Origin of the sequence: Photobacterium nomapromontoriensis (genome assembly GCF_050336815.1) — a bacterium.
Lineage (GTDB): Bacteria > Pseudomonadota > Gammaproteobacteria > Enterobacterales > Vibrionaceae > Photobacterium > Photobacterium nomapromontoriensis.
Genome location: NZ_JAKJSL010000028.1, coordinates 43,795 through 69,926, shown reverse-complemented (window position 1 = coordinate 69,926; position 26,132 = coordinate 43,795). Strand labels below are relative to the sequence as shown.

General features: G+C 44.7%; 19 protein-coding genes. 10 read left to right on the top strand and 9 right to left on the bottom strand.

The window, feature by feature from the left end:
* Positions 1 to 40 precede the first annotated feature (40 nt).
* The 8 genes from L4D12_RS12020 (at position 41) to L4D12_RS11985 (ending at position 9,179) form a co-directional block, all read left to right on the top strand.
* A complete protein-coding gene (locus tag L4D12_RS12020; RefSeq protein WP_428448084.1) occupies positions 41 to 3,103 on the top strand; it encodes a PAS domain S-box protein in 3,063 nt (1,020 codons plus the stop codon).
* On the top strand, positions 3,100 to 4,665 hold the full coding sequence (locus tag L4D12_RS12015) for a SpoIIE family protein phosphatase (RefSeq protein WP_428448083.1): 1,566 nt from the start codon (positions 3,100 to 3,102) through the stop codon (positions 4,663 to 4,665). The genes L4D12_RS12020 and L4D12_RS12015 overlap by 4 nt, the downstream gene beginning before the upstream one ends.
* Before the next feature lie 182 nt (positions 4,666 to 4,847).
* Positions 4,848 to 5,210 carry a helix-turn-helix domain-containing protein gene (locus L4D12_RS12010; RefSeq protein ID WP_428448082.1) on the top strand — a complete coding sequence of 121 codons (363 nt, stop codon included), beginning with the start codon at positions 4,848 to 4,850 and terminating at the stop codon, positions 5,208 to 5,210.
* 319 nt (positions 5,211 to 5,529) lie between these two features.
* Positions 5,530 to 5,844, top strand: coding sequence for a hypothetical protein (locus L4D12_RS12005; protein ID WP_428448081.1), 315 nt, complete (start codon positions 5,530 to 5,532; stop codon positions 5,842 to 5,844).
* Positions 5,845 to 5,962: 118 nt separating this feature from the next.
* The gene (locus L4D12_RS12000) at positions 5,963 to 6,958 is read left to right on the top strand and encodes a dihydroxyacetone kinase subunit DhaK (protein WP_428448080.1); all 996 of its coding nucleotides are present in this window, start codon (positions 5,963 to 5,965) and stop codon (positions 6,956 to 6,958) included.
* A gap of 119 nt (positions 6,959 to 7,077) precedes the next feature.
* Positions 7,078 to 7,731 (top strand): DAK2 domain-containing protein, encoded by a 654-nt coding sequence (locus tag L4D12_RS11995; RefSeq protein WP_428448079.1) that lies wholly within the window; start codon positions 7,078 to 7,080, stop codon positions 7,729 to 7,731.
* Between the two features lie 15 nt (positions 7,732 to 7,746).
* On the top strand, positions 7,747 to 8,634 hold the full coding sequence (gene lsrF / locus L4D12_RS11990; RefSeq protein ID WP_428448078.1) for a 3-hydroxy-5-phosphonooxypentane-2,4-dione thiolase: 888 nt from the start codon (positions 7,747 to 7,749) through the stop codon (positions 8,632 to 8,634).
* An 11-nt stretch (positions 8,635 to 8,645) separates the two neighbouring features.
* Entirely contained in the window at positions 8,646 to 9,179 is a 534-nt protein-coding gene (locus L4D12_RS11985; protein WP_428448077.1) for a DUF1097 domain-containing protein, read from the top strand.
* A 154-nt stretch (positions 9,180 to 9,333) separates the two neighbouring features.
* On the opposite strand, the gene L4D12_RS11980 is transcribed toward L4D12_RS11985, so the two are convergent.
* From L4D12_RS11980 to L4D12_RS11965, 4 genes are all read right to left on the bottom strand, one after another.
* On the bottom strand, positions 9,334 to 10,038 hold the full coding sequence (locus L4D12_RS11980; protein ID WP_428448076.1) for a phospholipase D-like domain-containing protein: 705 nt from the start codon (positions 10,036 to 10,038) through the stop codon (positions 9,334 to 9,336).
* Between the two features lies 1 nt (position 10,039).
* On the bottom strand, positions 10,040 to 14,989 hold the full coding sequence (locus L4D12_RS11975) for a DNA repair ATPase (protein WP_428448075.1): 4,950 nt from the start codon (positions 14,987 to 14,989) through the stop codon (positions 10,040 to 10,042).
* Positions 14,990 to 15,065: 76 nt separating this feature from the next.
* Positions 15,066 to 17,198, bottom strand: a complete 2,133-nt coding sequence (locus L4D12_RS11970; RefSeq protein WP_428448074.1) for a peptidase — start codon at positions 17,196 to 17,198, stop codon at positions 15,066 to 15,068.
* A gap of 86 nt (positions 17,199 to 17,284) precedes the next feature.
* A complete protein-coding gene (locus L4D12_RS11965; protein WP_428448073.1) occupies positions 17,285 to 17,896 on the bottom strand; it encodes a DUF1449 domain-containing protein in 612 nt (203 codons plus the stop codon).
* Positions 17,897 to 18,375: 479 nt separating this feature from the next.
* Between L4D12_RS11965 and L4D12_RS11960 the strand changes: the two genes are divergently transcribed.
* Complete coding sequence (locus tag L4D12_RS11960) at positions 18,376 to 18,765, top strand: hypothetical protein (protein WP_428448072.1); 390 nt, start codon at positions 18,376 to 18,378, stop codon at positions 18,763 to 18,765.
* Between the two features lie 14 nt (positions 18,766 to 18,779).
* Positions 18,780 to 19,568, top strand: coding sequence for an ATP adenylyltransferase family protein (locus L4D12_RS11955; protein ID WP_428448071.1), 789 nt, complete (start codon positions 18,780 to 18,782; stop codon positions 19,566 to 19,568).
* Between the two features lie 167 nt (positions 19,569 to 19,735).
* On the opposite strand, the gene L4D12_RS11950 is transcribed toward L4D12_RS11955, so the two are convergent.
* The 5 genes from L4D12_RS11950 to L4D12_RS11930 all read right to left on the bottom strand — a co-directional run bounded on the left by L4D12_RS11950 (position 19,736) and on the right by L4D12_RS11930 (position 26,123).
* Positions 19,736 to 20,386: a helix-turn-helix domain-containing protein gene (locus L4D12_RS11950; RefSeq protein WP_428448070.1), complete on the bottom strand. Its 651-nt coding sequence runs from the start codon at positions 20,384 to 20,386 to the stop codon at positions 19,736 to 19,738.
* A 545-nt stretch (positions 20,387 to 20,931) separates the two neighbouring features.
* On the bottom strand, positions 20,932 to 21,942 hold the full coding sequence (locus L4D12_RS11945) for an ornithine carbamoyltransferase (protein WP_428448069.1): 1,011 nt from the start codon (positions 21,940 to 21,942) through the stop codon (positions 20,932 to 20,934).
* 127 nt (positions 21,943 to 22,069) lie between these two features.
* Positions 22,070 to 22,981 carry a carbamate kinase gene (arcC, locus tag L4D12_RS11940; protein ID WP_428448068.1) on the bottom strand — a complete coding sequence of 304 codons (912 nt, stop codon included), beginning with the start codon at positions 22,979 to 22,981 and terminating at the stop codon, positions 22,070 to 22,072.
* A 75-nt stretch (positions 22,982 to 23,056) separates the two neighbouring features.
* Positions 23,057 to 24,277 (bottom strand): arginine deiminase, encoded by a 1,221-nt coding sequence (arcA, locus tag L4D12_RS11935; protein ID WP_428448067.1) that lies wholly within the window; start codon positions 24,275 to 24,277, stop codon positions 23,057 to 23,059.
* Positions 24,278 to 24,662: 385 nt separating this feature from the next.
* Positions 24,663 to 26,123 (bottom strand): sodium:solute symporter family protein, encoded by a 1,461-nt coding sequence (locus L4D12_RS11930; protein ID WP_428448066.1) that lies wholly within the window; start codon positions 26,121 to 26,123, stop codon positions 24,663 to 24,665.
* Positions 26,124 to 26,132 lie beyond the last annotated feature (9 nt).

The window sequence follows — 26,132 nt, the reverse complement described above, 5'->3', positions numbered from 1 at the left end:
AACTTGGGTATAAGCTTTACTTAACAGGGATGGGATCGTAATGAGCTTTAGATTAAAAACCATTGTCGGTATTGCTGTCATCGAAACCGTACTGCTCGTTATTCTGGTGTTGAGTGGCTTAAATTTTTTGGCTGAATCAAATGAAAAGCAATTGCAGCAGCGCGCGATCACCACCACACAATTGTTTGCCAGTGCGGCCAAAGACGCGGTTTTGGCAACCGATCTAGCCAGTTTAGCCAGTATAACCCAAGAGGTCGCTGACAATTCTGATGTGGTTTACGCCCGGGTCAGTAATCGAGAAATAGTACTGGCTGAGTCGGGCCAGCCAGAAGCATTAAGCCGTAATATTCAAATTGATACTGATTTTTCATCCATTAAGGATGGTATTTTCGATGTACGTTATGAAATCAAGGAAGCGGGTTATGTATATGGCGTGATAGAGCTGGGCCTGTCAACTCATTCAATCCAACAATTATTAGTGCAGGCCAGACGGTGGGCGGTGGGGATCGCATCTTTAGAAGTCATGCTTGTTGCTTTTTTTTCTTTTATTTTAGGAACGTATTTAACTCGACAATTGCAGCAATTAAAACATTCATCAGTCAATATCCGCCGATTTGGTCCTGGTTTTCAATTGCCAGTGAGTGGCAGAGACGAACTGGCTGATTTAGCCGATGAATTTAACCGGATGTCTGTTAGCTTGGCGCAGTCATATCAGGAGCTGGAACAGTCGTCGAACGAACATCGTGTTTTGGCCGAACGGGCCATCCGTAATGAGGCAATGAGCCAAGCCATCTTGTCCGCATCCTTAGATGGAATCATCTCAATTGATCAAGATGGGACAATTATTGAATATAACCAAGGGGCAGAAGGCATTTTAGGCTGGTCGCAACACGAAGCGGTGGGGCAAAATATGGCTCGGTTGATAGTACCGGAACATTTTCGAGCTGCGCATCTTAAAGGGATGGAACATTATCAAAAAACCGGAGAAGGTCCCGTACTGGGTAAGCGATTAGAGTTGGAAGCTTTACATAAATCTGGTCGGGTATTTCCAATCGAAATTGCCATATCGCCGATTGATCTTGGTGAGCATGTGTTTTTTACTGCCTTTTTTCGCGATCTTTCTGTGCAGAAGAAAGCAGAAGAGGAGCAGCGTCTTGCCGCTCAGGCGTTCGAGTCTATCGAACCGATATTTATTACCGATGCCAAGGGGGCGATTCTTCGCGTTAATACTGCGTTTATCCTGGTAACGGGTTATGAGCGGCATGACGTTATTGGTAAAAACCCTCGAATACTCGCCTCTGGCCGTCATGATGAGGCATTTTTTACATCGTTATGGAACGAGTTATTAACTACCGGGCAATGGAGTGGTGAAATTTATAACCGACGTAAAAACAGTGAAGTTTATCTGCAACGTTTGACGATTACCGCGGTGTGTGATGAAAGTGAGGTTACCAGCCATTACATTGCACATTTCATTGATATTTCGGAGCAGAAAGCGACAGAAAAGAGCTTAAAAGAGGCCAGTGAAGCGAAGAGCCGCTTTTTAGCGACCATGAGTCATGAAATTCGTTCGCCGTTAAACGCGGTTGTCACCATGAGCAGTTTATTGCAAGAGACAACATTGAATCCAGAACAAAAACATTTTGTGGACATCGTTAATCAAGGTGGTCAAACACTGATGGCGTTGATCAATAACATATTAGATTTCAGTAAAATAGAGTCAAATCATTTGGATCTGATGGTTGCAGAGTTTGATTTGGCATTGACAATCGAATCTGTTGTTGAGCTGATTTCATGTCAAGCTGACGTTAAAAATATAACCCTTCGTTTCGAGGCCTCACCGCAGATTGCACGTTTTTATGAGGGGGATGCCTTGAGAATTCGCCAAATTGTGACGAACTTGATCAGCAATGCGATTAAATTTACCGATCATGGCGGGGTTATGGTGCGTTTGTATACGGCGAGTGGTGGCGATGTAATTATTGAGATAGAAGACACCGGGATTGGTATTGATATCAAGTACCAGAAAGATATTTTGGCGGAGTTTGTCCAGATTGAAGATGATGATAGTCGGCGTTTTGATGGCACCGGATTAGGACTGGCAATTACGCAACGTTTAGTAGATAAGATGCAAGGTGAGCTTTCTATTGCCAGTGAGTTAGATAAAGGGACATGCATTAAGGTAAGGCTGCCTCTTCCACGTAAAGAACACTCACACCTTACAGAAAAAACATCGCGGGATAATGGGCTGGATGACGCAAACCAATCTGAGAATACAAGTCTTGCACTGAAGCAGATATTGTTGGTTGAGGATAATCCAACCAATCAAGCGGTGGCATTGGCTTTATTGAGTAAAGAAGGCATAGAGGTTGATATTGCAGAAAATGGTGAACAGGGCGTCAAGCAAGCGGCAGGAAAGCAATATGATTTGATTTTGATGGATTTGGCGATGCCTGTTATGAATGGCATTGATGCGACGAAATTAATCCGGTCGCAGTCTGGTATCAACCAGTCAAGTCCTATTATGGCGATGACAGCCAATGCGTTTGCCGAAGATATACAGCGGTGTTTGAAGTCAGGAATGGATGATTACATATCTAAGCCTTTAAATATTAAAGATTTTAGAGATAAGTTGCGTTATTGGCTTGGGCAGGGTGATGCACCATCAAAGACGATTGAATCCAGCCTGAATCTCAAACAAGAGCAACAATCTAGCGTAGCCACTGTGCATAATGAAGCGGCAGATGATTACCGGACAATGCTTGACCAAGATGTGATGAAGCAGCTTATGGCGGATCTGAATTGGGATATATTGCTGCATATTATCAAACTGTATATCGAAGAAACCGAACGGCGAATGACGGTAATGGTAGAGGCTGTCCATAAGCAGCATTGGTCGTTGCTTGAATCCGAGGCCCATCAACTCAAAAGTAGTTCTGGCAGTGTAGGCGCTATTTTACTCCAGCAAAAGGCACTGGCCATAGAGATGGCATCTCGGGCTGAAAATCAGACTGATATTGAGCGCCATAGTGGTGACTTGTTATCGCTGTGCCAGCAATCAATACTGGCGTTAAAACAGTTTATTGATCGGGAAGAAGCATGATTAAACGGCTGCTTTATGAAACGGAAAAAAAAGCCACACTGGAATCGGTGCGTGAAATTCGGATCGTGCTGCAGCGTTTACTGAGTTTAAAACATGTGGATGAGGGACTTTCCAATCGGATTTGTTTGGCTTTTGCTGAAGCGGCAACCAATTGTGTTAAACATAGTCATCCAAGTCCCACGACGATACAAGTATCCTTGAGCCAAGATGGCGCATACTTCTACGTGATGTTGATGAATGACGGCCAAGTCTGGGATATGACTGAGCAGCGGTATCAAGGAATTGATAGTTTATTTCAAGATAATGAATCAGGACGGGGACTTGAACTGGTTAATGCATTTTCTGATAAGGTCGAATATCAGCCAAATTATGCAGATAGTTTCCATTGTTTAACGATGTCGTGGTGTTTGCCAGGAAAAAGCCAGCAACCACGAATACTCATTATTGAAGATGAACGGGTGGCGCAAAATTTATATTACAGTTATTTGTCTGAAGATTATCAGGTTGATATTGTAGATGATGGTATGCAGGCTTTAGCAAAACTCAAAACAAAAAGTTATGAGCTGTTGCTTTCTGATATCAACATGCCGGGAATGGATGGAATAAGCTTTCGCGAACAAATTTTAAGTCAAAAGAAAGAGCAACTAGTTTCATTTATATTTCTAACGGCTGCTGAAAACACACAATTAATCGAACGTGCGAATGTGCTGGGGGTTGATGATTACCTGCAAAAACCTGTCAATAAAAGCCAACTGTTACAGTCGGTTGATCGAGCGATAAACCGTTCCTCTCAATTTAAAAAAGCCATGGGGGAAATGATTGATGAACGACTTTGCAGTGCGTTGTTACCTCAAATCCCTCATGACATCCCTTATTGGCAGTGTCATCAGCAATATAGTCACAGTGGTCGAGGTGGTGGTGATATTTTTCATTATTATCCTTTTATCGATGACACCGGGCTCGATGCCGGATTAATCATGCTGGCTGATGTCGAAGGCCATGACGAAACTGCCAAGTTTTTCTCCCATGCTTTTTCTGGCTATTTCCGAGGAATGATCCAAGGTTATCTCGATGGTGTCTCTGCTGCTTTTTCTGAAAATACTCAGTCGATTGAGTATCTGATGCAAAAGATTTCAGATGGGATCTACACCGATAAGCTGCTGAATCAATCTACCATCACGCTATTATTGGTTACTATACATAGTGGGGGAAAAGTGCGTATTGTGTGTGCTGGTCATCCACCTCCGCTGAGACTCAGCGCGGAAGGTATTGATCAATTAGAGGTGGGAGGCTTGATTCCGGGATTAATTGAAAATACCCAGTATCAAATGTTAGAGATGGATGTGAAGCCATCAGAGCGCCTCGTACTCTATACCGATGGCCTGTTAGAATCAAAAACACCGACTCAGCACTTTGTTGAGTCAGAGATTTTACAGCAGTTAAATCTGAGTAGGACTCAGCCGTTAGATCGCGCTGCACGTTTGCTGGTTGATCATTTTAAGCAACAGGTTGATCCAGCCCTGCAAGATGACGCCACCCTTGTTTTATTGCAGACGAAATAAAGTTGACCCGTCGAAGAAAGAGACGCCCCCATAGAATACTACCTTGACTAGCAGCCAATACATTCTCGCTGGTTCGAGCATATTGTGGTTGCTTGGCTATATTTCTCGACAATGATTTTACTCTCACAATAATCCCTTACGTTAACGTTTATATTATTACGGGGCTTATTGTGGAGGCGATTATGTATAAGCAGTTAACAGAAGAACATCGTTTACAGATCTGGGCATTAAGGAAAGAAGGCAAAAACCAAACGAAAATTGCTTCGTTGCTTAATATTCATCGTTCTACAGTCAGTAGAGAGTTAGCGCGAAATTCAGGTCCTTATGGTTATGATCCGCAATTGGCGCATAAACTGGCCTCCTACCGTAAACAGTTTCACCAGCAAATTGTCGAGAAGCAATACGAAGAGTTGGTACTGAAGCTACATCAAATGGGGCTGAATAAAATTCAGATCCAGCAATTTATTACGTATTACCATCCTGAACTCTCCTTGGGGCAGTTAAATGAGCTAATGCAGATTTATCATTGTATCCCGGAAAAATAAGAATATGTGGTGTGAGTCACATGTTGCACTTGCCCGATCACTGAATATCCGGGTTAGTTTTGTTCTGTTGCACTTGCTATAACCGTTCCGCTGTTTATTGAGTTTATGCCCTCATCCCATGTTGCACTTGCCGTGAATGTTAATTGCTGAACGAGTGTTGCGGTTGATATTCAAATTCAACGAAATGATTTTAACATGTTGTTTTTATTGTTATTTATTGTTTATTTTAAGAGTGATTAATATCACGGTATTACCTCATTTCTGTCTCTATAGTGATTTTATTAAAAGAATAACGTGATAAATGAGCAAGGAGCCCGAAATGAAAATATTCAACCACATTGGTATTCCTACTGCAATTAAACATGAAGGTGAACATTTTAATGCAGATATTGGCTTGTATGCGACGGACTTTGAGAAAAGTGAGCATCGTATAGAATGGCTTCGATTTTTAGATAATAGCCCAATGCCAGAGACACTTAAACACACGGCGCATATTGCCTATGAGGTTGATGACCTTGCAGCGGCAATGGTAGGTAAAGAGGTATTGCTCGAACCGTTCAGCCCTAATGCATCGCTAAAGATAGCATTTGTCATGGAAGACGAAGCACCCGTCGAACTCATGCAATTTCTCTGATGAAACGAATGAAACTATATAAGCGATTCCAATAAAGTTATACCTATGAATCTATACCAATGATTTTACGTCAGAGAGTTCAGGCCATTATTTATTCTATTAAGGTTAAGGTATCGATATGAAAAAGTTTATCAATCAGCCAGAGAATATTACTAGTGAATTACTTCAGGGATTCGAAATGAGCTTCCCCAAACATATTCAGGTGGTGTCCGATAAGATTGTCGCAAGGGCTACACCTAAAGATCCGAATAAAGTTGCTATCGTTTCTCTTGGTGGTGCTGGGCATGAGCCTGCGTTAAGTGGTTTTGTCGGTGAAGGTATGCTGGATTATTCTGTTGTCGGGGATGTGTTTGCGGCACCTGGAGCACCAAAAGTCTTTGAAGCGTTGAAAATGGCAAATTGCCCAGCAGGCGTCTTGTTGGTGGTGCTTAATCATGAAGGCGATGTGATGTCTGCGAAGATGGCGATGGAGCTGGCCAAGCGCGATGGCATTAACGTAAAAATGTTGCTCACCCATGAAGACATTAGTGCAGGCCTACAAGTTAAAGCGGAAGATCGCCGTGGCTTAGTTGGGTGTATTCCCGTGTATAAAATAGCAGGAGCGGCCGCAGAGGCAGGCTTACCGCTGGATGAAGTGTACCGTATTGCCGGCTTGTTGAATGACAAGATGGCCACTCTGGCTGTTGCCATGAGCAATGCCTCACACCCACAATCTGGGATGGCGATTGGTGATCTGGCCGATGATGAAATGGAAATTGGGATGGGGCAGCATGGTGAAGGGGGCGGTGGACGGATGAAAGTGCAATGTGCCGATGATACCGCCAATATTATGCTGGAGCAGCTCTGTCTGGCGATTGATGCCAAAGTGGGCGATAAACTCATGCTAATAATCAACGGAACAGGTGCTACGACTTTCATGGAGATGTTTATTGTGTCTCGCGCCTGCCATCTGGCTTTGAAAGAGAAGGGCATTATTGTTGAACGAACTAAAGTGGATGAGTTATTGACCGTGCAAGAAATGGCGGGATTCCAAATGTGCTTGGCTAAGTTTGATACTGAAACACTTACCTATTGGGACAAACCTTGTTGTACACCGTATTGGACACAAGCCTAGCGGCCTAATCTCTGCCTGACGGCCATTGTAATGATGATGGCCGTCAGGTTATTTCCCTTCATAAAGCAATGATACGTACTGGCGTAGGGTGTCTTATACCCTAAATTCAGGAGGCAAATATGGATACCTTCAATGCACCTATGTTTTATCGGATGCTCGATGCTGCCACGATTGCAATTGGTGATAATGCGGCTTGGTTGAATGAGCTCGATGGAAAAACGGGCGACGGCGATCATGGCACCACCATGCTGCGGGTAAAGCGATCGATAGAAGAGATGTTAATTAAGGCAGATAAGGCACCTGTGAGTCATTGGCAACAGGCCATTGATGATCTGGGGTGGTCGATATTAAGTCAGGATGGCGGATCCGCAGGGATGTTGATTGGTAATTTATTTATCGGATTAGCGGAAGGTTTGACTGAAGAACAATTATCGCCTCAACAAACCGCAGCCGCTTTTCGGGCGGGCTTGGACAAAATGCGCCATTTTAGCGGAGCACAGCAAGGGGATAAAACAATGCTGGATGCATTGATCCCTGCTGTTTCAGCCATGGAATCTGCCGCTAACCAGCCGCAGATTTCAATCGATACGCTCTTTCGTATCGCCGCTCAAGCGGCCGATGAGGGCGCGCAAGCGACAATTGCGATGAAACCCACCCGGGGACGGGCGAAGAATATGGGAGAAAGGGCGATTGGCTTGATTGATCCCGGCGCGACAAGCATGTCGTTGGTATTCGGTGCGTTTTCTTCAGTCTCTACGCCAGAGTTAGTGTAATACATTAAGGATAATATGATGGCAGATAAAGATGGTATGCAGTTAGCAAAAAACTATGGGCTGGATATTCCTCATCATCAAAATGGTTATTTTGTTAAAGGGATGGAACATGTTGACTGGGGCATGAAAGATCGCTTAAGCCGGATCTTTCGCCCTAATACGGGTAAAACAGTGATGCTGGCGTTTGATCATGGTTACATCATGGGGGCAACGGCAGGTCTTGAGCGGTTAGATTTAGCGATTGAACCTCTTGCGCCTTATGCCGATGCATTAATGGCGACGCGTGGTGCACTAAGAAGCTGTATTCAACCCATTCATAATAAACCCGTCATTTTACGGGCGAGTGCTGGCAGTACGGTATTACAAGACGATATGAGCCATGAAGTGGTTGGTGTTGATATTGATGATGCGATTCGCATCAATGCCTCTTGTTTAGCGATTCAGGTTTTTGTTGGGGCATCTGGGGAGTGCCAGAGCCTGAATAATCTGGTTAAAACCATTGATACTGGCGCTAGATATGGCATTCCTACGTTGGGGGTGACGGCCGTTGGTAAAGAAATGGAACGCACTACACGTTACTTCATGCTTGCCTCTCGGGTATTGGCTGAGCTGGGGGCGCATATTGTAAAAACATATTATTGTGATGATTTTGAGCACGTTGTCGCAGCGTGCCCGGTGCCCATTGTAGTGGCGGGTGGTAAAAAAATTCCAGAATATGATGCGCTTGACTTAGTCTACCGTGCGATGCAAGCAGGGGCTGCGGGGGTCGATATGGGACGCAATGTCTTTCAAGCTCAATCACCACTAGCGATGCTTAAGTCGATTAATGCGGTGGTTCATGATGGGTTGACTGTCGTGCAGGCATACGATTTGTATCAAACAGAAATTAGCGAAAGCGCTTAAGGATGGCTAAGATGAACTTTCAAAAATTTATCATAATCCCAATGATCGTTGCATTTCTCGCTTTTACTATTCAAGCATTAGATCAAATTTTAGCCGGGTTGATGCCTGTGCCTGGCAATGTTGGTTTTGGTTGGATTGCTTTTATCGCCTGGGCGATGTATTTCATGGCGGGTTGCACTGTTGAGGGGGCAAAAAAAGCGTTATTGGGTTATATCAGTGGCATCGTTGCTTCAATAGGCATTATGCAACTTGGCGGTGCATTAGGTGAGTTTGGCTTTTTTGCCTTGCCCATTGCCGTATTTATCATCGTGATTCCCTGTATTTGCTTAGAACGGATCCCTCCGATGGATTTTGTTCCTGCGCTATTTGTCGGGGCCGGGACATTCTTTGGCTTTATGTCATATGTCCCTGGTGCAACTTATACCAGTGCCGCTGTGACTGAATTGGTTTATTGCGTTATTGGATTAGGTTACGGGTGGATGACGGTGACACTTCGTGGTCGTTATGAGTCGTCGGTATCAAAATCGGCTGCAATATCGCGTTGATAAAGCGGGACAGATTTATTCTGAGATATCCTTATCAAGCTGGTTGAATCTTTACACTATGCATACGGCCTCAAGCTTATACTTGAGGCCGTTTTTCATTGCCTTAGCGAGGCTGTGATGAGGTCAATCTCAGTCTCAGTTGTAAAGCATCCGGTTAGCGCACGCGGTAGTCAGGGAACTGACGCCATAACGCTTCGAAGTGTGTGCAAAATGGGTCGAGATGACGCTTATCATCGGATAAGGTGACATTTTCTGAGTTAAACCGAGAAGCGCTACGAGTCCAGTTGAAGCTACCGTTAATTAAGCGTTGTTGGTCGAAAATGGCGAACTTGTGGTGCATGTGATAGTCGGTATCATCGGTTTTAATGGCTAAGCCTTTACGGGCCAAGTACCCAATGTCACTGCCACTGTCATTCACTTTATCATTATCGGTAATGATACGGACTTTCACTCCTCGCTGGTGGGTTTTGAGAATAACGTCCGTTAGGTTGTCATCGGCAATGGTAAATACACAGATATCAACCGTGGAAGATGCGCGGTTGAGCTGATTTTTAATGCCATCAAAGCAGCAATTACCTGGCGAAAACCATGATTCTGCCAGTAGGCCCGTTTCCTGTGGTTTGGCCTTATCAAATTGCTTCGTGACGTGCTCTAGCCATTTTAGCGCCGCGAGTGGCTCGCCCTCATCACGAATATACTGCTGAACATGGCCAAAAGCACGATTACGTAAAAAGGCGAGATCTTCGGCTTGCATCTCGGCTTCGATTAACTGCGATGCTAATGCTCGCCGCTCGGTATTATCGAGCTTAACGTCCTCAAAGCTCGCGATCAGCAATTTCTCTAAACTAAATTTATCCATATTATTTCTTGCTCCCTATTAATGTACTGGCGACATGGTGGATATTCTGATTCAGGGCCACCATCTGCTGTACTATTTGTCCTGCTCTATCGCCATCATCCCCGGATTGTTGCTTACGGTAATACCCCTCTTTGATCTGCTGCCATCGCGCTTGCTGCTCTGGCGATAAATTGCCACGCAGCTCAGCCAGCTTTAACAGGTTCTCTTCGGTTCCAGAAGTGAGTGTCTGAGCTTCACCTTGGTAATGGTCTTGCACTAAGGTTTGCAGCTCGTTGTCGGTCATAACGGAAGAGACTTTCTCGGCCAGCTTATTCATATTCCGGTAGGAGCCTTGAAGCTTAAAGGGCGGCTCTACGCGATAAGCGTCAGCCGTCGCGGCTGATGCGATGTATTGCTGGTTAACCCTAAGTACGGTTTGTTGGATCACCAGCATCTTCTGTAATGTGGCGACAATTTCATTCGCTTCAGTGGCGGAGTATGGATGGGTTAAGTCACTTAATGCGACTTTCTCACCCTGAGCCATATTGATCAGTTGGTACAGATCATTCAAGTCACGGGTGGCTAGTGGGGCTAATACTGGGTTAGAGGTCAGTGAGTTCTCGATAAAGGATAACTCAAAGGCATTTTTCTGATCTGATAGCATGTCACCCAAGTTGTAAATATCGGCACGGTTAGCCAGCATATCGGGGATGGTAAAGACATCACCGGATTCAGTATATGGGTTACCCGCCATGACCACCGCAAACTTTTTACCACGCATATCGTAGGTTTTGGTTTGCCCTTGCCAGGTACCTTCCACGCGACGGGTGCCGTCACACAGCGAGATAAATTTCTGTAGAAACTCAGGGTTGGTGTGTTGAATATCATCAAGATACAACAACACATTATTACCCATCTCAAAGGCGAGGTTAATTTTCTCTACCTCACGAGCCGCATTTTGATCCGGCGCATCACTAGGATCGAGAGAGGTGACCTGATGACCAATTGACGGGCCATTGATCTTCATAAACACCAAGCCCAGTTTATGTGCCACGTATTCGATTAAGGTGGTTTTGCCATAGCCCGGCGGAGAGATCAGCAACAGCATCCCCATTAAATCGGTACGTTTATTCGCACCCACTGTACCCATTTGCTTGGCAAGGTTGTCACCGATTAAGTGCAGGTAGCTATCGCTGATCAGCTTGTTGCGGACAAATGATGTTAAAGGCCGAGGGAGAAACTCATTCAATCGAAGCTGCGATTTCGCGTCAGTGAGCAGAGCTGCCCGCTGAGTGAGGTAGGCTTCATATTGCGGTAGTGTGTGGTGTTGATGATGTGAACCGCGCTGTAAGAACTCATCCAAAACCAGTGTCATCCCACCATCAACCACACGAGGATGATCGCCAAGCAGACCGGTTAAGTGTGCCAGTAAGGAGAACTCAACGGCTTTGATATCCATCTTTGAGAGCACGGAAGCGTCATTCGCGACAGAGGATTTCAGAACCGCGAGCATGCTGGCTTCAACCACAAAGGCCTGGCTTAGCGTATCTTGTTGGGTGGTTGCTTGGTGTGCGGTGTAGGCACACAGCCATTGATAGTGTTCCGCGAATGCAGTCTTGGTTGCGGTGGTATCGGCTTGCCAACCTAAGCTGCGGCGGAATGATAAGTAAACGTCACACAGTTCGATGGCATCGCGACTGACATCGACAGATAGCAGTGATGATGCGCCATCAGCGGCTAGTACCGCAATGGCATACTCAGCACTGCTGGTGAGGTCGGCATTGGCCATGCTCGGGATCAGGGCGGATAACTCAGTTTTGACTGATTCAAAAGCGGTGTTCGCCCCAAGATGCTGCTGCATCAAAACGGCATTTCGTGCAGTCTGGTGCCAGTGGCTGTAATCACTTTCGGTTAAGTTGGCTAGCCACAGCAGCGTGGACGCGCGTTCCGCTTGACCGAAGCGTAATAGTCCTGCTTGGGCATAGCAAGGTAAAACCGCGGCTAAGATCTTTTCTGCATCGTGATCGTGCACCCCTTTGACATAACCTTCACGGTAACGTGGCGCAGCAAATTGCTGGATGTCAGCGAGTAATTGATTATTTTGCAGTGCGACTTGTAAGCCATCGATAGACCAGCCATCACTATGACGCTGGGCAGCGTCAAGAACCAAATAAGCCAGGTACTCTGCACGATAGACTGCCGGGGTCTCGGAGGCGACATCCATCTTCGCCATTGCTTGCAGGGAGAGAAACTCTGGTGCAGTGACAGGCTGATAATATTCGGTGCCTGACACATGTAGCGAGAGGGTGTCTTGATAGTCGACCAGAGTGAGATCGAGTGCCTGCTTGTTGACGCTAAAGCGGTGTTTACCCAGCCTGAGTATATTGCCGCCTTGTTCAAAGATATCTTGGTTATCGCGCAGGGCACGCAGTGATTGGTCTTGTACCGCTTTTAGTTTGCTATCTATTGCGTCAGCTTTAACGCTGTCGCCCAAGTTACGCATCGACTCCGCGAGCTGACGTAGCTTCATTACCATATTATCTGTGGCAAAGAAGCTGTTGAGTGCAGCGACATCATCGAAGCGAGTAACACGTTTTTCGATACTGGTAAAGGTTACCGTAGCCGCTTGGTTAAGGTTTTGGACTCTGCGTTGTTGGGCTGAGATCAGCTGCTGTTTATGGCCTTCCAGCGTGGATTGAATTTCATCCCGCTTGGTGTAAATTTCGGCCAGAAATTCATCAAAGTCAGCAAAGCGCGATTCCAGTTTTTCAAGCAATCCGATCAGTTTAGCGAGCTGCTCATCACACTGTTCCGGTGACTGTGATTGCTCCATTGCGCTGTTGACCGCTTGAGCGAGTAACTTAAACTGTGAGCTGAACTCGGCCTTTGCCTCATGACCGCGTAATGACTGGTGTTTTTGACGTAAGCGGGCTGATGCTGCGTTGAGCATTGAGGTGACTTCAGTAGTCAAATCCAGAATGCGGGTTGCCTGAGTGGGATCGTCAGTTTCGATTTCCGCGACTTCTTCGGTAACTAAGGCCAGCTCGGTTCTGACTTGATCTGTCTGTACCTGTAGCTTATTGAGCTCAGCGGTTTTATCTACCGTCTTTAGCTTGTCTTCAATAGCGGTAATCGCTTGTTTATACGGTCGGTAGGCTTTTTCCTCTTGCAGTAGTGTCAATAGCAAGTTATTCATCAGCTGCCGTTGATCAGCCAAGGTCGCTAACATAGTGTCAACAGGTGCTTCTGGCATATACCGATGCTGACGTAGCGCCATGACACAGCCCACTTCGGCTTTGAGTTCGGCTAATAGCGCCAGTAATACATTGGCCTCGTCGCGGGGGGCCAGTTTTAAGCGACCAACTAAGTCCTGAACCGTTGCTGATTGTTGCGCTAGAGCAGATTCCGCATGCTGCTGAAGTTGGCGAACTTTCGCGAATTCATCAATGATGGAATCAGCGGTAGCCATTACGGCGGTGACGGCATCACTGAGCCCTAATGCGGCGTCATTGTCTAACCAATCATAGTGATCCAGTGTGGTTTGGCAGGTTTTTAAGAGCGTTTCAAATGCGGCTTGGCTTACCTCGTTGGTTTGAGCTAATTGGCAAATCGTCAGTAATGATGATAGCGCTCTAACCAGTTCAGTATTACCCAGATTAGCAAGAAAAGGATCCGCGCCTTGTTTTTGTTGCTGGTGGTGGTGGGCGTAATGCTCAGGCACCATAAATGGTGTGTTCCAGATGCGCAACGGATGGATGGTTGAGGCTTCGGCGTTTTCTGATACACGGAACATCAACATCCGCCCGTCAGGATACAGGCTACAGCCGTGACTGTGCATTGGAGCAGAGAAGGCTTTTTCAATCAGGTTATAGACATAAATAACGTAGTAGCCTTTTTCCACGTTAAAGAAAAAATAAAGTACGTCTTCACCGTTGGGAGAGGCGATTTTGTGAAAGAATCGCAGGTGTTGCCAGTCGCCATCAAAGTGCTTGTGTTCACCCCCCGTCAGCACGTAGCCCCGGGGATATAGCAAACCATGATTTTCGGGTAAGGCTTTACCACTAACGCTTAATGCATCAGTACGGATCACCTGTTGATTGATGGGGTTGTAAATAAAATAGCGAGTATGTTTCTCACGATTAGGCAGTACTTTCAGTACGATAAGATCGCCCACAAAGGCATAACTAATCTCAGCGTCGGCGACACTTTGGTGGGCGTCTTCAACGAGTTCACGATAGATGCCTTGGCCTTCGTCAGTATTGTCTTCTATCTTGATGGTCAGGTCGCCGCCGACACATTCCACAAATAGTTTATCTGCAATAGAAACATGCGGGTGATCGCCATTGATATGATCGTTACGCCCGGTAGCTACCCAGCTGAAATCATGTTGCGGAGCATCGTTAAGAGAAACCTGGCCCAGGCTGTCGAGATAGCGTACTTTTTCGGCCGTGATTTCAAATCGGAAGACTTTGCGGTCTTCTGAACGCATGCCGATTTGGAAGGCGAGATAGAGAATGTCTTCTTGCCGTGAAATCTGGGATAACCGAGCGTCTTTGTAATAGGTAAACAGCTCGGAGAATTCATGAGTAAATTGTGCATCATTAAGGAATGAGGCCTCAAGTTGAATCGGGTCAAGGCGATATGTCCCGTCGCTCTCATTGAGAGTATAAACACCGAACACGTCGCTCAGTGCCGGGCTGGCTTTTAAACCGACATAGACTTGATAGCCGAAGAGGATCTGGCCGTTAACTTGCGCCATATCGACGGGAACACAACGAGAGTTCGTCTGAACATTGGCTTTGCCAATTAACGCGAAGTCGCTGCCGCCAAAGGTTTGTTGGCGTTTGAGATTAAATTGTTGTGAAAGGTCTTTAAGGGTTTCGCCTTGTTGGGAAAGTCGGGCTTTTAATACTTCGTAGGCCCCACCTTCACTTACCGCATCATCAATAGCATTATGAGTCGTTTCTGTCACTGTCTCATATCCTCAGAAAAGCACACCCTCTAAGCGAGGGTGTGAGGTAATTTAAACTGATGTTTTATACGCTTGATTAGTTATCAAGCGACGAGCCGTTTTTGCCCGATAAGCTCTCTTTTAGTGAGGCAAATAAATCATTTGCGCCACCTTTGCTATTGAGCATATTGGCAATAGCGATGCTGCTGAGATCACCACTATTCACATCGGTTTTTTCCAAGATATCTTTCAGATCTTGCGGTAGGCTGCGTTCACCGTTGATGTATTCATTGACCAGCGGAGAGAGTACTTCTGACCCCTTGAAGCGGTTATCCATCGCAGCAGAATCAATTACAGTACGACGTAATTGCTCCATGCCGTCACCACCGAATAGTTTGATGTCTGCCGCTGACAAGGCTTGAGCTAAGGCTTTAGCATTTTCACTAGACACTTCTTGTTGTGCCTTGATACGGGCCATTTCCAGTTCTTTTTGTTGCTGTAACTGCATAACCCACTTGTCATGCTCTCGGGTTTCATCATCGTACTGACGAGCGGCTTCAAAGCGTGCGGTTTGTGCTTCTGCTTCTGCCAAGCCTTTCGCACGGAGCGCGCCAGCTTCTGCTTCACCGGTTGACTGTAGGGTGTAAGCTTGCGCTTCGCCTGTCTCTTTAATCGCGATCGCACGCTCACGTTCAACTTGAACTTCGGCCAAGCCAGTTGCACTGATGTGCTCTTTCTCTGCCTGTGCCATGCGTTCTTTCGCTGCCGCTTCACGATCTTGCATAATAAATTGTGCTTCGGCTTCTTTCTCTTTGGCAATAAATTCCGCTTCTGCCTGCTTCGCTTTTACAACATAATCCGCTTCGGCTTGACGTGTTTTCACTGCCAGATCATTTTCAGCATCACGGGTGCGAATTTTGATTTCAGTTTCATTTTCAATGAGTTTGCGATCCGCTTGTTCTTTCGCTGCTTCTTTTTCAGCTTTAGCAATAACCAGCAGATCGATTTGTTTCGCTTCGGCTTCGGCTTCGGCTTCGATCAGTTTCACTTTTTTCTGACGGTTGACTTGCTCAGTGGCACGTAAGTTCGCCGTTTCTTCTTCTTCTCGTGCAATCTTGCGCTCAATCTCGACGCGTTGAGATTTGGTTTCTGCCACCGATTTTAGTGCTTCTTCAATGGTGGTCTCTTTTTCCATCTCTTTCTGAGCCACTTCCGATGTAGTACGAACTCTTTCTGTTTCTACTGCACGGTTAAGTTCTTCTTGCTGAATAGCCACTTGACGCTGATTGGCGATACGGGTCATTTCTACTTCCATATCGACACTTTCTTTGCGCTTCGAGACCGCTTCTTCAGTCTCAAGTTGGGCCAATTTTTCAGCACGCTCAAATTCTTGACGTTTCTCTTCTGCCAGCGCATGTTCTTGAGCTTGGATAATCTCAACTTCACGACGGGTGCGTGCAATACTCTCTTGTTCTTGCTTGTCTAATTGCAGACGGTTTGCTTCTGCTTCGACATCTTTCTTCTTAATTGAAGTACGCTCGTCTTGGCGTATTGCATTGGTTTCTGTGTTTTTCACTGAGGTAATTGAGGAAATCTTGCGGATCCCTTCAACGTCCAAGATGTTGTTTGGATCGTGCGCATCCAGCGCGGTTTGGTCGACTTTATCGATAACCACATCATAAATTTTGAAACCGTCCATTTCACTGCCAATGACATTAACAACAGCGTCACGGAAAGCACGACGATTGGTGAGGAGTTCTTCAAATTCAAATTGTTTGACGGCGGTTTTTAGCGCTTCAGAAAATTTAGGCTGGAAATGTTCTTTTAGGCGATCAAGATCAGAGGCACCACCGGCGGTGATCAGTTTGGCGACTCTGACAATATCTTCTTCTTCGTGATTGACACCTATATAGAAATCAACTTTCAAATCGGCACGGATATTATCTTTACAATGCAACCCTTCGTATTCTTCACCTTCTTGATCCTTACGACCGCTACGAATAACTGAAATCTTCTTGCGGGTAATATCCATGTATTCGGCGCGGTTGATTACAGGCCAAACAAAAGCACCGGTGAGCGATGCATTAGTTCTCTGAATACCATTAATGATAAGTGCTTCACCTTCGTTTCGTACTTTGCGATAACGTGAGGTTAAAAAAAGCATAATCAGTATGAACAGACCCACACCCACAAGAATAAAAATCATGCTCGGTGAAAAGTTTATTGGCATTGTTGTCTCCTTAATATGTGACAAAATTGATCAGTTTTGATAAATGATTTTTATATTGAGTAAATTCCCGAAAATATTGTGTTTATTTACGGCTCTAATCGAGAAACGAGGTAGCGCTGAGTATCCTCGTTTTTTGAAATAATAAGTACTTCATCACCATAATTAATATCTTCATTGAGGCTGTTGTAAGCATCGATTTGAATTTCATTTCCCCCTTCAACGATCACTACTTCGCCCTGCTCTTCGTTGACTGTCACACTTCGAACAAAAGCGCGTTTGCCATTAAAATCAATGGCGGCAAAGGCATTGGCTTGATTCAGTATAGGGGCCAGTGGCCGTAATACGATGGCGGAAATATGTAGTGCGAGGTAGTAAATGCCTATCAGTGATATCGCAATGAGGACACCTGTGAAATTACCACTAATATTTTGGAATAATAGGGTTTCCGCGTAATACATAAGAATGGTGGCTGCAAATGTACTCAGGCACAGCATAATCGGAAGTGGGACAAGGGTTAAAACTGATGGCAAGAATAATTTAGCGGCTAACGAGCTATCCATGTCACCAATATCATTACTTAAATGCCCGTCAGAAATATTGAATAGGAAGTCAATAATCATCAACACGCTAAAAACGCAAAAAGGAATAAAGAATACAATGACAGGATAAGAAAGCAGCGTTGAAAGGAAAATATTCATTGTTATTTAATATCTGATATTAAGTGCCAAGCATTATAACGACTATATCTGAACCTTACCAGAAGATTGGTAGATAATTTGTGCTTTTCGGTGCACTTCTCAAAATTATTGTATCACGCGTTAATCATGAACATAAATATCCAGTTAAAACGCTGTGGACTAAGTTGGTAAGTCGCGCTTCGGTATATTGATGAAACGGGTATACAGAGGGTAAATGTTGCTAAATCTTATTCACAATAAGACGGTGAGTTATTTGAGATGCATGTTATTTAACGTCAGTGCATTTTGTATAACAGATAGGTTAAAGCTGAAGTGTCGCTGTCGACGGGCATTGATACATCGGCGCACTGTGTTGCCCCTTTTCGCCATGGCACGCCTTTAGTTAGCTTATTGAAAAGCGACATTTCATTTTTATCGCTAGTATTTGATAAGAAAATCAGCATAATCTTGGTATATATCACACAGAGAAAACCATTCCGATGACCAATTTTCAATATTTCTTTCATAAACTACCTTGTTTTAACTGTAAAAAAACCAAGGTTGATACCGACCTTGGTTGGTTAACGGCTGCGATGAAAGAGGAAATTTTAGAGCAAGTAAATGTGATTGTGGCTGAAGGGAATGTTGCGGCTGATTTTACGGTGAACGTGACCTGTACTGCTGAAGAAGCTCGCGATTACTTGTTGTTGAACTACTTTGGCTACTCTGAAGAAGAGCTTGAAAGTGGTGTTGAGGCCGAAGATGCAGAAGAAGTTGCAAATGAGATTGCAGAGAGCCTGACGGCTGAAGGTGTTATTGTGTTTGAACATGAGATCGCGCTACAAAGCTGTACAGATTGCGGCGTGTTTGACGATGAGTCAGAAAATTAATCGGACAAATATCAATGCTATGGTCTCTTGCTGAGCACATATCCCAAAAAGCATTGCTGGAGGGGGAGTTATTCCCCCTTATTTCAGAGGATACTTTGGTTGAACAAGACGGGATTGTGTATGTTGGGAATGTGATTACTGGGAATATGAAAAAAAAACATTCGCCAGACATTACGCAACATGATCCTTTTTTACCGCCCTATAATCCGGACATTTATTTGGGGGATATGGGAACAGAGCATGTATGTTTACTCAATAAGTTTCCCATTACAGTCCCTCATATATTAGTTTGTGCTAAGCACTACATTCCACAAACTTCGCCATTAAGTCAGGCTGATTTTAGCGCTTGGGTTACCGTTTTTTCTCATCCGGATGTACTTGGTTTTTTCAATTCAGGTCATATTGCCGGTTCAAGCCAAATGCATCGCCACATGCAATTAGTGCGTAGTCAGATCCCGCTTGAGTCACAGATAGTGGCTCGACGTCTGCCTTTTAAACATGTGTTGTCTTGTTTTGAGTCGCTGGATGCTGAGGTATTATACCAAGCCTATATTTCAGCCATGCAACAACTAGATCTTTATACTGACACAATAATTGATGGTTATCCTGAGTGCCATCCTTACAATATATTATTAACTCAACGCTGGATGCTGGTGATCCCCCGAACTAAAAATCAAGTGGAAGCAATATCTGGGCATGGTATCAATTTTAGTGGCCGTTTTTTAGTCAGTTCTGAATTAGAATTAGCATGGCTTAAAGAGTTTGGTTTTATTCATTTTTTAGCTGAATGTAGTGTTTGCTAGTAACTGGACAGGTTACCCTCTTATTTGACGGTAACCTGTTGATAATAGTGTAAATACTTGTTTTGTTGTTATTGGTTAAAATGGCTGATAACGTTGTTATAAATGTTGCAATTAGAATAATGAGTCTTTCTGCATGTATATAGTTTTTCTGGTTATATTTGATGTTATCAAGCCAGTTGATTCTGCAGTTGCCCAACCACACTGCGGTGGGTTGCAAGATAGTGATGTTTATTGAGGTGGCTCGCTCTGTATTCACGAGGAGTCACCCGTATTACGCTTTTGAATTTGGCATTAAAATTAGATAACGAAGAAAAGCCCACCTCAGCGCCGATGCGCGCGATACTCCAGTCTGTGGTCACTAAGTAACGTGCTGCCTGGCGTACCCGTTGTTCAATGAGATATTGCCTGAATGTCACCCCGAGATTGGCGTGAAAGAAGCGAGAGAAGGTACTGTCTGCCATATAGAGCTGGTCAGCTACCATTGTTACGGAAAGCGGCTCGGCCAGATTATCGGCAATGTATTTCAGCACTATGCGGACTTTATCTTCAATCCGCTGGCTATTGACGATGTCGAAATTATAATCGGTCAAGCAAGTATGAGTTTGCTTTGATAGTGCCTCTAATAAACTGAGTAAATTCAGGACCTGAGAAAATTCATAAGTATTATTGACGGCTTTTAGGTAAATGTTAACGTAGGAATCAGCATCAATATTAAATAGAGAGCCATTACGTGCATTTTCAAGCATCAGTTTAATATCACTAAATTGAACACTGTCGATGAATGTTTGCCCCAGGGCATTAAGACGAAAATGCAGCACATCGCATTCTTCTCCTTTCGAATTATCTCCAGCTGGCTCAAATTCAAAGCGGTGGGGCGAAAAGGGGGTTAGCAGAGCGAGCTGGCCGGGTGAGAGGTGATGGACAGACGCACCTAGATAAAGAGTACAGCTTGTGTTGCGGGGCCAAACGAGAACATAATCCGCACAAAAAAGCAGGTGCTCGGTTTGCTCGGCTGACTGTAAATCAAATAGTAAAAATTTAGGTGTATTTGCTATAACACGTTGGCACATATTATTGACCTCTTATTTACCTGTCACTATTTTCTCTTTTGATGCATCAAAGCACCACGGTATAAATAACGAAATGTGATACGCAACAGGATGTGCATCACAGGGTGAATGAGAATATAGGGCTATCAAATACCGAAGGGTATATTTATGCTTTTGGTGTAACTTCGTTAGGGTGAGCGTTAGGAAGAGGAATGTTTATACTGGGTGTATTCCTACGCACAATAGGCGGAGTGAAAAATACCGGCCAAAGGCCGGTATAGATAAAAGGGTTGTGGTCGATATCAAAGTACTGATTACTGACCTAATGTGGCGACCATCACGGCTTTGATAGTGTGCATGCGGTTTTCTGCTTCATCAAAGACAATAGAGTGCTCAGACTCAATCACTTCATCAGTCACTTCGACACCTTTTCCCAGGACAGGGTACGCTTTCGCGAGTTCTTTACCGACGGTGGTATCTTCACCATGGAATGCTGGTAGACAGTGCATGAATTTTACATGTGGGTTGCCTGTGGCTTTAATCATGTCCATGTTAACTTGGTAAGGTAGCATGAGGTTAATACGCTCTGCCCATGCTTCTTTGGCTTCGCCCATTGATACCCAAACGTCAGTGTATAGGAAGTCGCAACCTTGAACGCCTTCTTTGACATCTTCAGTCATTGAGATTTTTGCACCTGTTTTTTCAGCAATTGCAAGACATTGAGCGACTAGTGCTTCTTCAGGCCAGAAGGCTTTGGGAGCTACGAGGCGAATATCCATGCCCATTTTGGCAGCTCCGACCATGAGTGAGTTACCCATGTTATTACGTGCATCACCCAGGTAGGCAAATTTGATTTCATGAAGTTGTTTACCACGAGCGTGCTCTTGCATGGTCAGAAAGTCAGCCAGAATCTGAGTGGGATGGAATTCGTCAGTTAGCCCATTCCATACGGGAACACCAGCATACTGACCGAGTTCTTCAACGATCGCTTGGCCAAAACCGCGGTATTCAATACCATCGTACATACGGCCTAGTACGCGTGCAGTGTCTTTCATTGATTCTTTATGACCAATTTGAGATCCAGATGGGCCTAAATAAGTGACTTGAGCGCCTTGATCAAAGGCTGCCACTTCAAAAGCACAGCGTGTTCTAGTGGAGGTTTTTTCAAAGATCAGAGCAATATTTTTACCCGTTAATTGAGGTTGCTCGTAGCCATTATATTTGGCTTTCTTTAATTCTGCAGAAAGTGCTAATAAGTGGTAAATTTCACGAGGTGTGAAATCTAAAAGTTTTAGGAAATTACGATTGCGAAGATTAAAAGCCATGATGATTATCCTCTTTAGAATCTATATTTAATTGAGGCGCATAACCTAAGCACAATTAATGGTTTGATTGTGTGCCTCGTGGTTATTTATTGTTAGTGTTATTGCAAGTTCGGCAATGATTGCAGTGTTATGCCGCAATAATATTTGTACCACATTCACCTTTTAATATACGTAGTCCATCTTGAAGTGATCCGATGCCAACCAATTTGCCACCTTGCTTGATAAATTCACAAGAGGCTTCAATTTTTGGGCCCATTGAACCTGCATCAAAAGTATATTTCGCCAGTTCAGAAGGGGTTGTTTTGCTTAATGCTTTTTGTGTGGTTTTTCCCCAATCCAGGCATACCGCATCGGCGTCAGTGAGAATTAATAGCGCGTCTGCTTCAAGTTGTTTTGCTAAGAATGCTGCGGACATGTCTTTGTCGATAACCGCTTCAACCCCAACAAGCTTGCCATTTTCGTGTTTGACTGGGATACCGCCGCCGCCGGTACAAATCACTAAATGATTTTGTTGAATGAGGGCGGTGATCGCATCGTGCTCAATAATGCCTGTTGGTTGTGGGCTTGGAACAACGCGACGGAAATATTGACCATCAGGTTTGACAGTCCAAAAATATTTCTCAGCCATTTCACGTGCTTCAGTTTCATTATATACCGGGCCAATGGGTTTGCTTGGGTCGGCAAAGGCCGGATCATTAGGATCGACACTCATTTGTGTCAGCATGCAAGAGACGTTTTGTTTTGGTAGTAAATTTTTGAGTTCTTGCATCAGTATGTAGCCGATCATCCCTTGTGTTTCAGAGCCTAAAACATCAAGCGGGTAGGGCGCAACTTTCTTATAGTCTACGTTTTGCAGGGCAAGCAAGCCGACTTGTGGGCCGTTACCATGCACAAGAACAACGTTGTATTCTTTCGCAATTTCCGCAATGGTCTGTGCCGCTATTGCAATATTTTGGCGTTGGATATTTGCTTCTAATGGCTCGCCACGACGAAGTAGTGCGTTACCACCTAATGCAACAACAACTGTTTGCTTGGACATGAATTTTACCTCTCAAGATGTTCTCTGAGGTCGGCACCGTAACGCCGACCGATTATTATGGGTAAAGGTTTCTGGTTAGATGTCATCACGTTCGATTGGGCAGCTCATGCAGCGAGCCCCGCCACGACCACGACCAAGTTGATCGCCAGGGATAGGCAGAACTTCAATACCGGCTTTATCATATTTTTCATTGGTATAGGTATTGCACTCATAACCGATAACCACACCGGGTCTTACCGCGAGAACGTTGTTCGCATCGTTCCACTGTTCGCGCTCAGCTTCGAAGGTATCACCTCCTGTCGTGATTAAATTCAGCTTATCAAGCCCCAGCGCTTTTTCGATGGCGGTGACAAAGTATCCTTCTTCAGTGGCTCTCACGGTGCCAGATTGATCACCGGTTAGGCTCCAGCACTTAACATCTTTACGGACAACTTCTGGGTAAACAGAGAAGGTATCTTCACGCATGTGTGTCATGACGGTATCAAGGTGCATGCAAGAGCGATGTTTAGGCAGCTGTATTGCAATAACTTGTTTTGCCTGGCCATGTTTAAACAAGTTTGAAGCTAACTGTTCAACGCCTTGTGCTGTTGTGCGCTCAGACATACCAATCAGGACGGAACCTTTACCGATGACTAATACATCACCACCTTCAATGGTTGAATTGTCGTAGCTCTTTTCCTCATCACCGTAATACTTAATGAAATCACCATTGGCAAATAGCGGGTGCCAGCGGTAGATGGCGCGCACATGGTTAGTTTCACGTTGCCGAGCCGGTTTTGCCATTGGGTTGATTGATACGCCACCGTATACCCAACATGAGGTGTCACGGGTAAATAAGTGATTGGGCAGAGGTTCAATAATGAAGTCACAAGGTGAGTGAAGTGCTTGCATCATTGATGATGATTTATAGGGCATTTCGGCATAGCTTAGACCGCCAAGTAAAATGGAGGCTAATTCAGTATTGGGTAAGTCGGCCAGAAAACAACGGATGTCGTTGGCAAATGTTGGCCCGAAGCGGTTCGCTGAAATTTGAGATGTTAGTAACCAGTCTTTTGCTTCTGGCACGGAGAGGGTCTCGGCCAGTAAGTCTTGTAGAAGAAGGACTTCAACACCTTGATTACGGAGTGTATTGGCAAAAATATCATGTTCTTCGTCGGCGCGATCAACATCCAATACATCATCGAATAAGAGGTCATGACAATTAGATGGGGTTAGATGAATCAGTGCACGCTCTGGACGATGAAGAATAACACGGCGTAGTTGACCAATTTCTGAGCCTATATAGAGCTTACTCATAATCGTATCTCACTATTATTAGTTGTTTTAATTCAGTTGACTTTATATTGGTGGGTGCTCTTTTTATTGGTGAATGAATTCGTATGTAAAATTCAAAAGACAAACAAATATAAAGTCGTTCAGTAACATGATGAATACAATGGAGCTTGTTAAGTAGTGATATCATAATAGGAATATTGATGTTAAATCACTAGCTAAAATCTGCCACAATAATGCCAATTCCTGCTTGGTTTATTTGTTATATGTTTTTATTAGAGATCTAATGTTGGTCGTATATTGTGATCAATAGCTTGCGAGTGATTTTTTAATATTAAAAAAGCCAGAGATTTACGTTCTGACCTTTTTGATGATTATTTTACTGTTAATATGTGAATTTTGATGTTAGTTAGCGTGGCATAACATTATGCTCGATAGGATGAAGCTGATAGAGTTTGGCAATAACAAAATATGAAATGCACGCTAATAACGAGGCGTACATGGGGGCTTCAATCCAGCCAAGATCAAAACGAAGGAACAACGTACACCCCGATATAAAACCGATAATGATAGAAAATAAGGCTGCATAGATATTTGCATGAATAAAGTGAGCAAATAATGTCGGAGCCACCAAGGCTGCCATCAATGTCCCTGATCCTAAAATAGCCAACATGGATAACATAAAGGGGGGCGCGCATAACATAATAATGAAACCGGCTCCACCTAAGACCCAAACCGAGAAACGGTTGAGATATAGCAGTGCTTTGGCGGAAAGCTTACAGTCGGGCCAAATTGCCTGACGAAGATCGTGTGATACTGAGCCTGCAATAGAGTGTAACACTGAGCTGGTGGTGGATTTCATGGCAAACAGTATGAATAATGTCACAACGGCAGAAACGGTGGGTGACAGAAACATGGTTAAAAATGTCGGCATTGCCTGATCGGGGTTTTCAAGTCCGGGTACTTTAACGCGGATATACAGTCCTGCAATGGGGACTAAGCTGAGCAGGCAAGCCATCGGTGTCATGTAAGCCGCGACATGGTGTAATTTGGTCTTGGGTGATAACGCCATAAAACGTACCGACATGTAGGGTAAGGTTGCCGTGTAAATAAAGGCATAGGGCAATACCATTAGTACGTGCCATACCGATGAGCCATACGGGCCAGAGTGACTGGGGGCGAGCAGGTCGGGGTCAATTGCATTCAGGCTATCTAATAGTTCGGTAACGGGCATATCAGTGAAAATCGTCCAGACAATAATCAGTGCTGAAATGCACATCCCGATAACCATAAAGGCATCCGTCAATGTAACCGCCGCAAGCCCGCCGATGGAGGTATACACCACAATAATTGCGATCATTAATAGCGATGCTGTATTTGGATCAATACCTAGCCATGGTGCAGCCAATAAGCCTAATGCTTTGATTTGACCGACAAGAAAGACCAACAACAGCACAATAGTAATGATCGCCACAAAAGCTTGGGTTATCCGTTTGATTGAATCAGGCCCTTCATGGCTTCGGGCGACGAATTCCGGTAGCGTTAAGCTGCCAATCTGCTGTGCTTTTTGATGTAAAAAACGGGCACAAAACAGCACTGCAAACACCATTGCCGGAGCAAAAAAGAAGTTCCCCAGTAGCTCAATGGCGCCGTATTTATAGGCTACACCGGGTGATCCCATAAATCCCCAGCCAGAAAAGCCAGTTGCCACGATGGAGGCTCCCCCGACGAAGGCCCCCAAACTGTTGGCTGCCATTAGGAAACCTCCCTCACCCTTGCTCGAATGTACAATCTTGCTACTGTATATCGCTAAACCGATCATGATCGTCACGGTGGAAATTAGCAGTACCCAGTTCAATAAGATGGTCATCGTAACCTC